At 66.0% G+C, this 14,286-nt stretch carries 13 protein-coding genes, 1 tRNA gene and 1 riboswitch; of the genes, 6 read left to right on the top strand and 8 right to left on the bottom strand.

Annotation, left to right across the window (positions count from 1 at the left end; genetic code table 11):
* Window positions 1-814: 814 nt before the first annotated feature.
* Entirely contained in the window at window positions 815-1,207 is a 393-nt protein-coding gene (gene apaG, locus QW861_RS21325; RefSeq protein WP_315717145.1) for a Co2+/Mg2+ efflux protein ApaG, read from the bottom strand.
* A gap of 324 nt (window positions 1,208-1,531) precedes the next feature.
* On the opposite strand from apaG, the gene QW861_RS21320 reads away from it, so the two are divergent.
* The 3 genes from QW861_RS21320 to QW861_RS21310 are packed head-to-tail and all read left to right on the top strand — an operon-like array spanning window position 1,532 to window position 4,792.
* Window positions 1,532-2,860, top strand: coding sequence for an OpgC domain-containing protein (locus QW861_RS21320; RefSeq protein WP_315751240.1), 1,329 nt, complete (start codon window positions 1,532-1,534; stop codon window positions 2,858-2,860).
* Window positions 2,860-3,618, top strand: a complete 759-nt coding sequence (locus tag QW861_RS21315) for an SGNH/GDSL hydrolase family protein (RefSeq protein WP_315717147.1) — start codon at window positions 2,860-2,862, stop codon at window positions 3,616-3,618. Before QW861_RS21320 ends, QW861_RS21315 begins: the two co-directional genes overlap by 1 nt.
* A 13-nt stretch (window positions 3,619-3,631) precedes the next feature.
* Window positions 3,632-4,792, top strand: a complete 1,161-nt coding sequence (locus QW861_RS21310; RefSeq protein ID WP_315751241.1) for a GDSL-type esterase/lipase family protein — start codon at window positions 3,632-3,634, stop codon at window positions 4,790-4,792.
* A 77-nt stretch (window positions 4,793-4,869) separates the two neighbouring features.
* Here the strand turns inward: QW861_RS21310 and QW861_RS21305 are convergent, their stop codons facing one another.
* Entirely contained in the window at window positions 4,870-6,078 is a 1,209-nt protein-coding gene (locus tag QW861_RS21305; protein WP_315751242.1) for an O-succinylhomoserine sulfhydrylase, read from the bottom strand.
* A 76-nt stretch (window positions 6,079-6,154) separates the two neighbouring features.
* Window positions 6,155-6,234, bottom strand: a riboswitch (SAM riboswitch).
* A gap of 112 nt (window positions 6,235-6,346) precedes the next feature.
* On the opposite strand from QW861_RS21305, the gene QW861_RS21300 reads away from it, so the two are divergent.
* Both QW861_RS21300 and QW861_RS21295 read left to right on the top strand, forming a co-directional pair.
* On the top strand, window positions 6,347-7,453 hold the full coding sequence (locus QW861_RS21300; protein WP_315751243.1) for a 2'-deoxycytidine 5'-triphosphate deaminase: 1,107 nt from the start codon (window positions 6,347-6,349) through the stop codon (window positions 7,451-7,453).
* 130 nt (window positions 7,454-7,583) lie between these two features.
* The gene (locus QW861_RS21295) at window positions 7,584-9,062 is read left to right on the top strand and encodes an MATE family efflux transporter (protein WP_315717151.1); all 1,479 of its coding nucleotides are present in this window, start codon (window positions 7,584-7,586) and stop codon (window positions 9,060-9,062) included.
* Window positions 9,063-9,066: 4 nt separating this feature from the next.
* Here the strand turns inward: QW861_RS21295 and QW861_RS21290 are convergent, their stop codons facing one another.
* The 5 genes from QW861_RS21290 to QW861_RS21270 all read right to left on the bottom strand — a co-directional run bounded on the left by QW861_RS21290 (window position 9,067) and on the right by QW861_RS21270 (window position 12,022).
* A complete protein-coding gene (locus QW861_RS21290) occupies window positions 9,067-9,468 on the bottom strand; it encodes an SRPBCC family protein (RefSeq protein WP_315751245.1) in 402 nt (133 codons plus the stop codon).
* Between the two features lie 10 nt (window positions 9,469-9,478).
* A complete protein-coding gene (locus QW861_RS21285) occupies window positions 9,479-9,838 on the bottom strand; it encodes a VOC family protein (RefSeq protein ID WP_315751247.1) in 360 nt (119 codons plus the stop codon).
* A 52-nt stretch (window positions 9,839-9,890) separates the two neighbouring features.
* Complete coding sequence (locus tag QW861_RS21280; RefSeq protein ID WP_315751249.1) at window positions 9,891-10,730, bottom strand: AraC family transcriptional regulator; 840 nt, start codon at window positions 10,728-10,730, stop codon at window positions 9,891-9,893.
* Between the two features lie 77 nt (window positions 10,731-10,807).
* Window positions 10,808-11,380, bottom strand: a complete 573-nt coding sequence (locus QW861_RS21275; RefSeq protein ID WP_315717155.1) for a methylated-DNA--[protein]-cysteine S-methyltransferase — start codon at window positions 11,378-11,380, stop codon at window positions 10,808-10,810.
* A 222-nt stretch (window positions 11,381-11,602) separates the two neighbouring features.
* On the bottom strand, window positions 11,603-12,022 hold the full coding sequence (locus QW861_RS21270) for an SPW repeat protein (RefSeq protein WP_315717156.1): 420 nt from the start codon (window positions 12,020-12,022) through the stop codon (window positions 11,603-11,605).
* Window positions 12,023-12,252: 230 nt separating this feature from the next.
* Here QW861_RS21270 and QW861_RS21265 point away from each other — a divergent pair.
* Window positions 12,253-12,326 (top strand) — tRNA-Gly (locus QW861_RS21265).
* 34 nt (window positions 12,327-12,360) lie between these two features.
* Here QW861_RS21265 and QW861_RS21260 read toward each other — a convergent pair.
* Entirely contained in the window at window positions 12,361-14,226 is a 1,866-nt protein-coding gene (locus QW861_RS21260) for an AMP-dependent synthetase/ligase (protein ID WP_315751250.1), read from the bottom strand.
* Window positions 14,227-14,286 lie beyond the last annotated feature (60 nt).

Below are 14,286 nucleotides of genomic sequence, written 5' to 3'. Positions count from 1 at the left end.
GTACCGATCGTGGTCGAGCGACAACCCTCCGTACGTCATCGCGAGCGCAGCGACGCGATCCGCAGTCGCTGCGACAGCTCTGGATCGCGTCGTCGCTTCGCTCCTCGCGACGACGCTTGATAGGCTGCGTCGCACGGCGTCGGAGAAAACGTCGGGAGTTCGTGTGCGCCGGCGATCTCGATTAGTTCGTTGTTGAAAATCGGCTTTCTCGCTGATCGACGCCACATCCATGCCCGTCGCGTTGATCTGTCGCAGCAACAAACCGCTTGTGCCGTCGGGCAAATCACTGGCACATTTCCGCGCGTCTTGCTGCCGCACGAGGGGCGTTTCGCGACCGTCACGGACCGTTGGCAGCGGGACGCGATGGGCATGCATGGCCGCAGCGTAGTCAGTCTGCGCGGACGAACGGCGATGCACGTACGGTCAAGTCGCGCGGTCCTGATATCCCGATGCTGATATCAACTCACGCTGAAGCTCCGCTTCGCGTTGAGGATGGTGGCCAACAAGCCCGGCGCACCAGGGAGAACGCGAAGCAGCCGTTAAAACCGTCGCGCAGGGAGGGCCGGGTCGTTCCGGCTGGACCTGTGGTACCTGCCGCCTGCATTTTTTTCTGCAGGCGGGCCGCAGGCCTCAGCCGAGGCCCGGCCTTCCCTGCGCCCTCTATTTGCAGAGGGCGGGTGAATGGACAAGGCTCGGGCGCGGGATGCGTCGCGAGAACGATTTCGTGCGGCGCGGGTGCAGGATCTGTCGTATTGCAGCACAAGAGACAGCGAGCAGACGAGACTTGGGGCAGTCGGACTGCATGCCTTCTCAGCTAGTTCAACACCCGCTTGCCCTCGGGGCTGTCGAGCGAGAAGGCCGGCACGGCGATGTCGAAGTGCTCGCCGCTCTCGCTCTCCATTTGATACGAGCCGGCCATGAAGCCGGACGCGGTGGTGAGCGGGACACCGGAGGTGTATTCGAAGCGCTCGCCCGGCGCGAGCACCGGCTGCTCGCCGACCACGCCCTCGCCGCGGACCTCCTGCTGCCGGCCGATCCCATCGGTGATGATCCAGTGCCGGCTGCGCAGCCGCACCGTCTCCTCCCCGCTGTTGGTGATGACGACGGTATAGGACCAGAACCAGCGGCCATCGGCCACCGACGACTTCTCAGGCAGGAAGTTCGGTTCGACGGTCACTTCGATGTGGCGAGTCACGGCGCGATACATGGTGGCATTGTAGCGGAAACCCGCGCCGGAACCAATCGCGACGCCATCGTGCTTTCAACACAGTTCCGCATTATGGCACAAGAATCGCGGACTTTGTCGGCCGTACGCGCGATCCGTTCCTTGGACTCGGATCGGGCGCGGCAGGCAGCACCCTGGGGGCGATCGACCTGTCCTGCGTCGTGCGATCGCCCACCAACCGTCCGCCAAGGTCGAAAAACTGGGCGCGGCCCAGCTGATAAGTCCTTCATCGCTTGCGTAAAATCTGCGCAGCCCTACATTTCCCCTGCCGGGCCTCGAAGGCTGGCAGCCTTGACGCGGTGCCTGATGACGTCGATTGTCGATCGCCCTGCCGGACCGTCCGCCCCCGCCGCCAGCGCCGCACCCGCGCCGGCTGCGGAGACTGCCGCCGCGGTGAGCGCGGCTGCATCTGCATCTGCCGTCGCGGCGGCGCCGGCCGTCACCGCTGCACCCGCCACCACCGCTGCTCCTGCGATCACCTTCCCGGCGGTCGGCGAGCGCGAGCTGCGGCTCGACCTGTTTCGCGGGCTGGCGCTCTGGCTGATCTTCATCGACCACCTGCCGCCGAACCTGCTGACCTGGTTCACGATCCGCAACTACGGCTTCTCCGACGCCACCGAGATCTTCATCTTCATCTCCGGCTACACGGCGGCATTCGTCTATGGCCGGGCGATGCAGGATGCCGGCTTCATCGTCGCCACCGCGCGCATCCTGCGCCGCGTCTGGCAGATCTACGTCGCCCACGTCTTCCTGTTCACGATCTTCCTTGCCGAGATCTCCTACGTCGCGACCAGCTTCGAGAACCCGCTCTACACCGAAGAGATGGGGATCATGGACTTTCTCAAGCAGCCGGACGTGACGATCGTGCAGGCGCTGATCCTGCGCTTCCGCCCCGTCAACATGGACGTGCTGCCGCTCTACATCGTGCTGATGCTGTTCCTGCCGCTGATCCTGTGGCTGATGCGCTGGCGTCCTGACGTCACGCTCGGGCTCTCGGTCGTTCTCTACGCACTCACCTGGGAGCTCGATCTCTATCTGACGGCCTATCCGAACGGCTTCTGGGCGTTCAACCCGTTCGCCTGGCAGCTCCTGTTCGTGTTCGGGGCCTGGTGCGCGCTCGGGGGCGCCCAGCGCATGTCGCGCATCATCAACTCACCGATCACGCTCGGGCTCTGCGTCGCCTATCTGGTCGCGGCCTTCTGCGTGACCCTGACCTGGTACATTCCGCAGCTCGGCCATCTGATGCCGCGCCGAATCGAGCAGTGGATGTATCCGATCGACAAGACCGACCTTGACGTGTTGCGTTTCGCGCATTTTCTCGCACTCGCAGCACTCACCGTGCACTATTTGCGCAAGGATTGGCCGCTCTTGAAGTCGCCGTGGCTGCGTCCGCTGATTGTTTGTGGGCAACACTCGCTCGAGATCTTCTGTCTTGGCGTGTTTCTGGCGTTTGCGGGCCACTTCGTCCTTGCCGAAGTGTCCGGCGGCGCCATGATGCACGCGGTGATCAGCCTTTGCGGCATCCTCATCATGTGGGGGGTGGCGTCGTTGATTTCGTGGTACAAGCGTGAGGCCGATAAGGGGGCCGCGCGAAAAGGTGCGCGCAGCAACGCCGATCTGGCGGGAGGGGGCTGATGAAGTCCGTCTCGTGGTTAAGGTTGGGTATCGCAGCGCTGGCTGTTTCGCTGGCGGCCTCCGCGCGCGCGGAAGATGCGCCGCAGAACTGCGAGGTGCCGGCCTACCTGCTGACAACCGAGAGCCCGCTCCCGAAGGTTGCAGACGCCGTCAAGAATGGCCGCACGCTGGATATTCTCGTCGTCGGAAGCCGCTCATCCTCCATTGTCAGCACCTCCGACGCAAATGCCTACCCCGCCCGTCTGCAGGCGGCGCTGAAGGACAAGCTGCCGGCCGTCACCGTCAATCTCAGCGTCGAGCTGCAGCCCAAGAAGACGGCCGAGGAGGTCGCGGGCAATCTCGTTAAACTGGTGGAAGGAAAACGGCCTAATTTGGTCATCTGGCAGACCGGCACGGTCGACGCCATGCGGTCTATCGATCCTGATGAGTTCCGGCAGGCGGTCGACGACGGTGTGGCGACGCTGCAGAAGGCGGGAGCTGACGTCGTCTTGATGAACCTGCAATACAGTCCGCGGACGGAAACATTGATCTCCGTGCCGCCCTATGTCGACAACATGCGTGTGGTGGCGCAGCAGCGCGACATCCCGCTGTTCGATCGGTTTGCCATCATGCGGCAGTGGAACGAGCAGGGCGATTTCGACCTGTTCAATCCGACGCACGGGGTCGAGCTGGCCAGGCAGGTTCATGACTGCATCGGCCGGGCGCTGTCGAAGTTCATCATCGACGCGGCGCATATCGGGCCGGCGCAGCAGAACTAGGATTATGTCGTTCATGACGTCGAATGAGTGTCACCGCGTATCCGGGACATGGGAGAAGCTTTCGGCCGTTGCGGTCATTGCCATCGCCCTCGCGCTGAGCCCGCAGAAGGTACGGGCGCAGAGCGCAGCGCCGGCTGCACCCGCCGCGCTTTCCGATGTGAAGAGCTCCGGTCCGAAGCCTCCGTTGATCAGCGAGCTGCGACCGAGCATCGGTCACATCACATTGGCGCAGGCGAACGATCAGATGCGCGGGCCGATCGCCGCGGTGCGCCCGGCGGCCACGACCTCGCCGCCCGCGGCGACGACCGCGCCGGCCATGACCGATGCACAGCCGCCGGCTGCAGCCGGGCAGGCCGTCGCGGCCACGCCGCCGCAATCGCGCAGCATCACCGAGCGGGCGATCGACAAGGTCAAGCAGGTCGCCAAATCGGCCACCGACATCTTCAACCGCGTGCCGTGCCTGCCGCCGAAGGGTGTCGCCAAGAAGAACTTCATTTCGCTGCCGCACGTCGCCAACAAGCTCGCCTCCGGCCTGCCGGTCGTGATCGTCGCCTTCGGCTCATCGTCGACGCAGGGCTTTGGCGCGAGCGCGCCGGACTACACCTATCCGAACCGGCTCGCCGCGCAGTTGCGCCGGCAATATCCCATGGTCGACATCAGCGTCATCAATGCCGGCGTCGGCGGCGAGGATGCGCCGGAGATGATGAAGCGACTGGAGACGTCGGTGATCGACCGGCGTCCGGATCTCGTGATCTGGCAGGTCGGCACCAATGCCGTGCTGCGCGATCTCGATCCGGCCGAGACCGCCAGGCTGGTCGAGGATGGCGTCGCCAAGATCCAGGCGGCGGCCTCCGATGTCGTGCTGGTCGACCTGCAATATTCGCCGCGCGTCAACGAGCGCTCGGAGAACGCCAGCCGCATGAACAAGCTGCTCGGGCGTATTGCCGAGCTGCATCACGCCGGCATCTTCCCGCGCTTCGAGGTGATGCGCGACTGGCACGAGCGCCAGGCGATCCCGATCAACGAGTTCGTGATCTCGGACGGCCTGCACATGAGCGATTGGGGCTATGCCTGCTTCGCCCAGTTGCTCGGCGACGACATCATCCGCTCGGTCGGCCAGGTCAAGCTCGGCATCAACGCACCGGCCGAGGTGCCGACCTATCGGCCGATGTGATCGAGGGCGAGTGGGGAACAGCGAGTAGCGAATAGGGAAAGAGATCCTACTACTCGCTACTCTCTATTCGCCATTCGCTACGCCGCGCTGAGGGCGGCGTCGAGATCCTCGATCAGATCGTCGGCATGCTCGAGCCCGGCGGAGAAGCGGATGAAGCCCTCGCTGATGCCGAGCTCGGCGCGCGCCTCCGGCGTCAGCCGCTGATGCGTCGTCGTCGCCGGGTGCGTGACCAGCGTCTTGGCGTCGCCGAGATTGTTGGAGATGCGCGCGAGCTTCAGGCCGTTGAGCGTACGGAACGCAGCCGCCTTGCCGCCCTTGACCTCGAAGCCGACCAGGGTCGAGCCGGCGCGCATCTGCTTGCGGACGGTTGCCGCCTGCGGATGGTCCTCGCGGCCCGGATAGATCAGCCGCGAGATCTTCCGATGCGCGGCGAGGAAGTCGGCCACCTTCGCCGCCGTCTCGGTCTGCGCGCGCACGCGCACCGCCAGGGTCTCCAGGCCCTTGAGCAGGACCCAGGCGTTGAACGGCGAGATCGACGGGCCGGTCTGGCGCATGAAATTGTGGATGTGCTCGGCGATGAACGCCTCCGACGACAGGATCACACCGCCGAGACAGCGACCTTGGCCGTCGATGTGCTTGGTCGCGGAATACACCACGACGTCAGCGCCGAGCGCGAGCGGGCTCTGCCAGATCGGGGTGGCGAACACGTTGTCGACGATCAGCCGCGCGCCATGGGCGTGCGCGATCTCGGCGATGGCGGGGATGTCCATCACGTCGAGCGTCGGATTGGTCGGGCTCTCCAGGAAGAACGACTTGGTGTTGGGTCTGACCGCCTTCTGCCACTGGGCGAGGTCGAGCCCATCGACCAGGGTCGACTCGATGCCGTAGCGCGGCAAGAGATCCTCGACCACGTAGCGGCACGAGCCGAACAGCGCCTTGGCCGCGACGACGTGGTCGCCGGCACGGAGGGGAGCCAGGATTGCCGTGGTGACCGCGGCCATTCCGGTTGCGGCCGAGCGGCAGGCCTCGGCGCCCTCGAGCTCGATCATGCGGCGCTCGAACATCGCCGTGGTGGGATTGGAGAAGCGCGAATAGATGAAGCCGGGATCCTCGCCCTTGAAGCGCGCCTCGCATTCCTCGGCGGTGGCGTAGACGAACCCTTGGGTGAGATAGAGCGCCTCGGCGGTCTCGCCGAATTCGGAGCGCAAGGTGCCAGAATGCACCAGCCTCGTTTCGGGACGATAGTGGGCGAACGACGCCGGCGCCTTCGCGGGGGACTTCGACATGTGACCTCCATCGTGGCCACCGCCTTGAGCGATGGGCACAAAAAAACCGGCCTGGGACAAAACCTCAAGGCCGGGATCACATTCGTCCCCGGCCTGTTTAGCGACTTATTTAACGTGGCTGCAAGCCGGCCGGCTCAAATCACCACGGGATAAGTCGTGCTCATAGTCGCAACCGGCCTTTCCGTCAAGCCAGCCATCGGATAACCGGTCAAAAGACCCTATATTGGCTCCATAAGCCGCCGTTCCGGCGCCTGCAAAGGATCAGGTCTTGCCGTTTTCGCTCAGCCCCGACGCCCACGGCATCCTCCCCGATCGCATGATCGTGGCGATGACGGAGGCTGGCCTGATCATCCCCGAATATGATTTCGTCGAGAGCCAGATCCAGCCGGCGAGCCTCGATCTGCGGCTCGGCGACGTCGCCTATCGCGTGCGTGCGAGCTTCCTGCCCGGGCCGGGCGCGACGGTCGCCGAGCGCATCGACGAGCTCAAGCTGCACGAATTCGCACTTGCCGACGGCGCGGTGCTGGAGACCAACTGCGTCTACATCGTGCCGCTGTTGGAGAGCCTGGCGCTGCCCAAGGACATCGTCGCGGCCGCCAATCCGAAAAGCTCGACCGGGCGGCTCGACGTGTTCACCCGCGTGATCGCCGACGGCACGCGACGCTTCGACATGATCGGCGCGGGCTATCACGGCCCGCTCTATGCCGAGATCAGCCCGAAGACGTTCCCGGTCCTGCTGCGCGAGGGCTCGCGCCTGTCCCAGGTTCGCTTCCGCTATCGCGACGCGGTCCTGTCGGAGGACGAACTGATCGCGCTGCACCAGGCCGAGCGACTGGTGGATCGCGACGATGCCGATCTCACCGGCGGCGTCGCGCTTTCCGTCGACCTGTCCGGCAGCAATGCGAACGGATATGTGGGCTATCGCGCCAAGCGCCACACCGGCGTCGTCGACGTCGACCGCCGCGCCGGCTATCCGGTCGAGGAGTTCTGGGAGCCGATCAAGGCACGTACCGACGGCAGCCTCATTCTCGATCCCGGCGAGTTCTACATCCTGGCCTCCAAGGAGGCCGTGCAGGTGCCGCCGGACTACGCCGCGGAGATGGTGCCGTTCGATCCGCTGGTCGGCGAATTCCGCGTCCACTATGCCGGCTTCTTCGATCCCGGCTTCGGCTATGCCGGCGCCGGCGGGCAGGGCTCGCGCGCGGTGCTCGAGGTGCGCTCGCGCGAGGTGCCGTTCATCCTCGAGCACGGCCAGATCGTCGGCCGTCTCGTCTACGAGAAGATGCTGGCGCGGCCGAATGCGATGTATGGCAGCCGCATCGGCTCCAACTACCAGGCCCAGGGCCTGAAGCTCTCCAAGCATTTCCGTCTCTGAGCGCGGCTGCGTCTGCCGCGCACCCCCAATGCGCCTGCCGCACAGGGCGCGCGCCAGCGCCGTGCTAGGAAAGCGAGAGCAATCGAACGATAACACGGCCGCGGCCTGCGCGGCCGAGCGGGGAGCTGAGATGTCCGAGATCGGCCTGGCCGACAATCCGGTCGGCGAGGGGCGTGCGTTGCCGCCCCCCGAGAAGCCGGTCCGGAATAAGCTCGTCGACGGACCCATCCTGCGCACCCTGCTGTCGCTGGCCTGGCCCAACATCATCGCGAACACGGCCGGCACCTGCGTCGTCATCGCCGAGACCTCCTATATCGGCCGGCTCGGTATCGAGGCGCTGGCGGCGATGGCGCTGGTGTTTCCGCTGGTGATCCTGACCATGACGATGTCCGGCGGCGCGATGGGCGGCGGCGTGGCCTCGGCGATCGCGCGCGCGCTCGGCGCCGGCGACGCCGAGCGGGCCTCGACGCTCGCCACGCACGCGCTGCTGATCGCGCTATTGTTCGGCGCGACCTTCATGATCGGCATGCTGGCGTTCGGCCCTGCCTTGCTGGAGGTGCTCGGCGGCCGCGGCGCGGTGCTGAGCCATGCCACGGCCTATCTGCAGATCTTCTTCGGCGGCGCGATCCTGCCCTGGCTGATGAACTCGATGGCCGGCATCCTGCGCGGCACCGGCAACATGAAGCTGCCGTCGTTCATGATCCTCAGTTCGGCGCTGCTGCAGATCGTGTTGGGCGGCACGCTCAGCCTGGTCCTCGGGCTCGGCATGCGCGGCGTCGCCGCCGGCGCGCTGCTGGCGTTCTGCGTCAGCATCTCGGTGATGGGCTGGTACCTGTTCTCCGGCCGCGCGCGCGTGCGGCCGAAGCTGCGGGGTCTGAAGATCAGCGGCGCGATGTTCGCCGACATTCTCAAGGTCGGCGCCGTCGCCTGCTTCTCGCCGCTGCAATCCGTGCTGTCGATCGCGATCTTCACGCATATGCTGGCGTCGTTCGGCACCGCCGTGCTCGCCGGCTACGGCATCGGCGCGCGGCTCGAGTTCATGATGACCACGGTCGCATTCTCCGTCGGCATGGCCTCGGTGCCGATGGTCGGCATGGCGATCGGTGCGGAGAGAATCGCGCGCGCCCGCCGCATCGCCTGGACGGCGGGACTGGTGTCGTTCGCGTCGGTGGGCGCGCTGTCGACGCTGATCGCGATCGTCCCGCAATTGTGGGTCGACATCTTCACCCAGGACGAGAGCGCGCGCAGCGCGGGCCGGCACTATCTCCAGGTCGCGGCGCCGATGTATGCCTTCATCGGCCTGGCGATCTCGATGTATTTCTCCTCGCAGGGCGCCGCCAGGGTGCTCGGTCCGGTGCTGGCACAGACGGTGCGGCTGGTGTTCATCGCTGCGGGTGGCAGCTATCTGCTGAGCCGTGCCGCGACCGAGGGCGACTTCTTCATGCTGGCGGCGTCCTCGATGGTCCTGCTCGGGGTGCTGACGCTCGCCAGCGTCATGCTCACCCGCTGGGGCCCGAAGCCGGCCGCAGCGCTGGAGCTGCGCCCGGCCGTGCTGACGGCCGGACGCGGCCTTGACTCGCGCGGGCCGCCGCCGGCGCGTATCGGCTGAGCCGCTATCCGCGCAGCCTGCCCAACGTGTCCTGCATCGCGCGCGCGCCGAGCTCCATCTGCTGATCGATATAGGGTGCGATCTCGTGCGGCAGCACGTCGGTGGTCCAGATCACCCGGCAGCGCACCTCGCCTTCCGGGATGATCTGAAACGACGCACTGTGCTGGCTGATGCGTTCGTTCTTGATGGCATAGACGAGGCGCCGGCGTTGATCGTTGCAATCGACCAGCTGCTCGCGCGCCACGCTGCCGTTGGCGAAGCTGACAATGCGGACGTCGCCGTCGAGCGTGGTGCCGGTGACGAAGCCGGGCGCCACCCTGGTATGAACAGCGCCGAAATCCCGCACTGCGTCCCACACTGCACCCGCCGGGGCTGCGATCGGAATGTCCTTCTGGATGGATGCCATGGGCTTGACCTCACGGACACACGGCTTCGATGTTGTTGCCGTCGGGATCGATCAGGAAGGCGGCGTAGTAGGTCGGACTGTAGTCCGCGCGCGGCCCGGCGCCGCCATTGTCGCTGCCGCCGGCCTTCAGCCCCTCGCTGTGGAATCTGGCGACGGCCGCGTGGTCCTGGGCGCGGAACGCGATATGGGCGGCGCCCTTGCTGGCGCCCTTGTCGACATACAGCCACAGCGCCGGCTCCCCCTTCGGGCCGATGCCCGCCGACGCCTCGTCCTTGGAGCAGAGGATGTGGCCGAGCGGCGCCAGCGCCGATGTGTAGAAGCGGACGCTGGCGTCCAGATTGCCGACCTTGAGGCCGATATGATCGTACATCGATGATCTCCATGCTTCGCATGCGGCTGCCGCACGCGCTGGGATCATCCAATCAATGGCGGCTCAGATGGTCTTGGAGAATCTTGCGCTCGCCGCGCGAGACCTTGCGAAACTTCGCCGGCGACACGCCGGCAGCGCGCGCGAAGGTGCGGGTGAAATTCGACAGATCGGCAAAGCCCGAATCATAGGCGATGGTGGTGACCGGCGTGTCCTCCTCGCTGAGACGCCGCGCGGCGCGCCGCAAGCGGGAGCGGATCAGATATTGATGCGGCGTCACGCCGATCGTCGCCGCGAACAGCCGCAGGAAATGGAACGGGCTGACGCCGGCTTCGTGCGCCGCAGCCGCCAGGTCGATGTCGCGCTCCGCATTGTCGTCGATCCACAATGCGCTCTCCACCGCGCGCCGGCGATCGCGCAGGCTCGGCGTCGCCGCCCGTTCCTGCCGGCCCGTGGCGGTCGCGACGAAGCGGCTGGCGATGATCTGTCCAACCTCGTCCAGACCGAGGTCCTGCTCGCGCGCGGCGACGGCCTGCGCGAGCTCACCGAGGACCATGAGCTCCGGCAGCGGCGGCATCGCGCCAGCCCGCCAGGCCTGGCTGTCGCAGCCGATCTCGTCGATGAGCGCATCATCGAAGAAGAATGACAGGCATTCGTCGCCGCAGACGTGATCGTGCGTGCACATGAACTCATCGCCGGGATGGCCCACCAGCAGCGAGCCGGTGACCAGTTCGAAGAAGCGGCCGCGGTGCCGGCAGCCGAAGCTTCCCTTGCGCACATAGGACAGCGAGTAGCCGGCATACTGCTCGACATAGGGACGCTCGCCAGGGACCGCTGCACAGCGGAACTCGGACACGGTGACGTCGCGGCTTTCGAACAGGATGGTGGTGGTCATCCTGTAAATCTAGCGCATTGCGGCGGAAAGAGGAGGGCGTCGTGCGAGATAATATCGCGCGACGCGCGAAGGCGGGCTTACAATGCGCGCGGCCTGTCGATGGCGAGAAACGCGTCGAACAACGTCAGGCCCGCATGAGGCTTTGCGCCTTCGAGCGACAGCAGCCGACGCTTGGAGACGATGCCGCTGTTGGGCGACGGCTTGTCGAGTCCGTTGCCGATGTCACGCACGCGGTGACAGGGAACGATCAGCACGAGCGCATTCCTGCTCAGCGCCTGCGCGATCGAATTCAGCGCCTTGGGAACGTGCAGTTCGTCCGCGATCGCGTCGGCGGTGCGCGTCTCGCCGCGCGGAATGGCGCGAATGCAATCATAGACGCGCTGGTTGAAGGCCGTGACGCCGTCGAGGTCGAGCGCAACGTCGGAGAAGTCGACATCCTGCCCGCGCAGCATGGCCGCGATGCCTTCGATGGCGAGTTCAGTATTCGAACACGGGCGCTGCTCCCGTGCGTCGGGAAACTGGCGAAACAGGCGTCGCCGCGTCTCGATTTCCCGTGCTTCCGGCAATTGTACGCCGGTGATTCCGACATCGCTCCACGCAATGCCGCAACGGCCGAGGGCCGTATCAAAGATCGTATACCCACGCCCCATGACGCCACCCCAACCCCACACCACATCATATCATCGTCACGATCGCCCGCATCAACTTTGTTTACAAAGTGTTAACAGCGTGACCTGACCGGGGCGGGTTTGCCCTGATTTGGGTGATGGTTGTCAAGCGTGCCGTTGCGATCGCTGTCTGCGATCTCTGTCATCGCAACGCGATCGCGGGAGGAGGCGCTGCGCGCGGGCGACGCGCGATCGGCCAAGCCGCTACGGCCGGCTCACCAATGCAGGGCCATCGCCGGCGAAATCGGGATCATGCGCAAGCCACAGTTCGAGCAGACTCAGGAAGGTCACGGTGATCCCGATGGCGATGCTGACATGCATCGCCGACGTATGCACGAATCCGAGCAGCCATGGGGCTGCAACCAGCCACACTCCAAGCGCGACCTTCAGCCACTCCTCCCAATCGGCAAACGCAAGAAGGCCGCCGAGCGAGAGCACGATGACGGCAGCCCCCGCCAACTCAGCGTTGATGCGGCCGACGCTGCCGACGAAGCCGAACAGCCAGGGCGCGACGGCCAGGAACAGACCGCAGCCGAGGGTGTAAAGGTCGAGCGCCGACGGACCCGACATCACGGCGAGGGCTTTCGAGGGGGCGGTCTGAGACGCGGGGCTGTGGCTTTGCATGATGTGAGCTCCCATGACCTTCACGGCGTGGCGAAACAGGGAGAGGCGCCGCTTCCAACGGGCAAAAGCGCGATCGGCCCGATCCGTTCCGGAGCCTGCGGTTGCGGCCGATCACGATCGGGAGATCAGGCCGGTGGTAGAACTCTTGCGTCCGCCCCCCGCGGCCTTGGCGGTCTCGCGGCAACAAGCCGCTTGGCGAAACGCATGGTCTCGGCTAAGCATTGGCTAGCGCGGGCGTAGTTCAATGGTAGAACGGCAGCTTCCCAAGCTGCATACGAGGGTTCGATTCCCTTCGCCCGCTCCAATGCCGCAATGTCCTGCTGCGGTGCCCTGCAAGATCAGCTTCGTACGATAGCCGACGGCCGCGAAGCTGACGGGCGTTTTGCATAGATCGCCTCGATTTCCTTCGCAAAGCTCCGCTCGATCGCCGGACGCTTGTTCTTCAACGTCGGCGTGATCAGGCCTTCCTGCACGGTCCACGGCTCCAAGGTCCAATGCACCGCCTTCGGCGTCGCGTAGGACGGATAGGCCTTCGCGGCTCGCGCAATGTGGCGCAGCAGGGAGGCCGCTTCGGCCTCGTTGCCGCGCTGGCCGTGCGCCGCGAGCCTCGCCTGCTGCTCAGCCCAGCCCTTGGCGTTGAGCACGACGATCGCGGTCAGGAACGGCCGGTTCTCGCCGATCACGATGGCCTGCTCGAACAGCGGATCGGTCAGGATCGCGGTTTCCAGATCGGCGGGCGCAATCTTCTCGCCGGTCGAGGTGACGAGGATGTCCTTGATCCGACCGGTGATGGTGATGCGTCCGCTGTCGATGCGGGCCTGGTCGCCGGTGTGCAGCCAGCCGTCGGCTTCCCTGGTGAGCGCGGTCTCCTCCGGCCGGTGCCAATAGCCGAGCATCACGTTCGGGCCGCGCACCATCAACTCGTCATTGTCGCCGATGCGCACCTCGATGCCCGGCAGGGCGCGGCCGACGGTGCGCGGGTCGTTGTCGTCAGGCGTGTTGACGCTGACGACGGGCGATGTCTCGGTCATGCCGTAGCCCTGCAGCACCTCGAGCCCGAGCGCCAGGAACAGCCGCACCACCGGCTCGGCGATCGGGGCGCCGCCGCTGACGGCGACGTGCAGCCGTCCGCCGAATCGAGCCAGTACCTTGGCGGCGACCAGGCGTTGCAGCAGCGGCCACGCGATACGGTCGAACGCCGAGAGTCTCGTCCCGCGCCCATGCTGCGCATCGAAGCGACGGCCGCCGATCGCGATGGTCAGGTCGAGCAGCACCCGTTCCAGCGGGTTTGCGATCGCGCGGTGATGCATGATGACCGAGTAGATGCGCTCATAGATGCGCGGCACGGAGATCAGGATGGTCGGACGGACCTCCACCAGATCTTCGGACAGCTGCTTCACCGAGCGCGCATAGGCGACGCAGGCGCCGATGGCGATCGGGTAGTAGTAGCCCGCGGTGCGCTCGAACGTGTGTGACAGCGGCAGGAACGACAGGAATACGTCGTCGGTATCGGCCGCCAGCCGCTGATGAATGGCCTTGAGGTTGGAAACGACGTTGTCGTGCGACAGCATCACACCCTTGGGTCGGCCCGTCGTGCCCGAGGTGTAGACGATGGCGGCGAGGTCGTGCGGCGCGATGGCGATCCGGGTGCCGGGAGGCGTGGCATCGCCGGGCGCCTTCAACCACGCCTCCAGATCGACGAGGCGCGGATCGCCGGTCGGCGGGGTCGTTTGCCGGTCGGCGCAGACGATCCGTCCCAGGTCGGGCAGGGCCTCGCCGACCGCTGCGATCTCATCCCAGCGTGTGTCCGAATCGACCAGCAGCAGCCGGGCACCGGAATCGGCGAGGATGTAGGCGATGCTGTCGGCATTATCGACGGCATGCATCGGCACCGGCACCAGGCCGAGCGAGAGCGCGGCCTGGTCAATGGCGAGATGCGCGATCCCGTTCGGCATCAGGATGGCGACACGCTCCCCCTGGGCGAAGCCCTCGGCCGCGAGCGCTCGCCGCCATCGCTCGACGACGAGATCGATCTCGCGCCAGCAGAAGCTCGCCCATCGGCCGCTTCCTGCGTCGAAATGTCGGTAGGCCTGCTTGTCCGGGCTCCGTTCGACGCGCCAGCGCCAGAGTTCGGGCAAGGTGGTGATACCGGCCAGCGTGTCGGCCGCCATGGCGTGATCATCGATGGGATTTGAGTGCTGCACGCCCGTCTCCGGCGATCCTGAACTCCGTCGCGAAGCAGAAGCTCTGCAGCGGCGGACCGG

Origin of the sequence: Bradyrhizobium sp. SZCCHNRI1029, assembly GCF_032487555.1 — a bacterium.
Classification (GTDB): domain Bacteria; phylum Pseudomonadota; class Alphaproteobacteria; order Rhizobiales; family Xanthobacteraceae; genus Bradyrhizobium.
The sequence above is the reverse complement of the archived record's forward strand: the minus strand, read 5'-3'. Positions and strand labels throughout refer to the sequence as shown.

Coding starts and splice junctions, on each gene's coding strand:
- QW861_RS21295 (WP_315717151.1), top strand. CDS start 7,584: ATGTCCGAGATCGGCCTGGCCGACAATCCGGTCGGCGAGGGGCGTGCG.
- QW861_RS21285 (WP_315751247.1), bottom strand. CDS start 9,838: ATGTACGATCATATCGGCCTCAAGGTCGGCAATCTGGACGCCAGCGTC.
- QW861_RS21315 (WP_315717147.1), top strand. CDS start 2,860: ATGAAGTCCGTCTCGTGGTTAAGGTTGGGTATCGCAGCGCTGGCTGTT.
- QW861_RS21280 (WP_315751249.1), bottom strand. CDS start 10,730: ATGACCACCACCATCCTGTTCGAAAGCCGCGACGTCACCGTGTCCGAG.
- QW861_RS21305 (WP_315751242.1), bottom strand. CDS start 6,078: ATGTCGAAGTCCCCCGCGAAGGCGCCGGCGTCGTTCGCCCACTATCGT.
- QW861_RS21275 (WP_315717155.1), bottom strand. CDS start 11,380: ATGGGGCGTGGGTATACGATCTTTGATACGGCCCTCGGCCGTTGCGGC.
- QW861_RS21310 (WP_315751241.1), top strand. CDS start 3,632: ATGACGTCGAATGAGTGTCACCGCGTATCCGGGACATGGGAGAAGCTT.
- QW861_RS21290 (WP_315751245.1), bottom strand. CDS start 9,468: ATGGCATCCATCCAGAAGGACATTCCGATCGCAGCCCCGGCGGGTGCA.
- QW861_RS21270 (WP_315717156.1), bottom strand. CDS start 12,022: ATGCAAAGCCACAGCCCCGCGTCTCAGACCGCCCCCTCGAAAGCCCTC.
- apaG (WP_315717145.1), bottom strand. CDS start 1,207: ATGTATCGCGCCGTGACTCGCCACATCGAAGTGACCGTCGAACCGAAC.
- QW861_RS21320 (WP_315751240.1), top strand. CDS start 1,532: ATGACGTCGATTGTCGATCGCCCTGCCGGACCGTCCGCCCCCGCCGCC.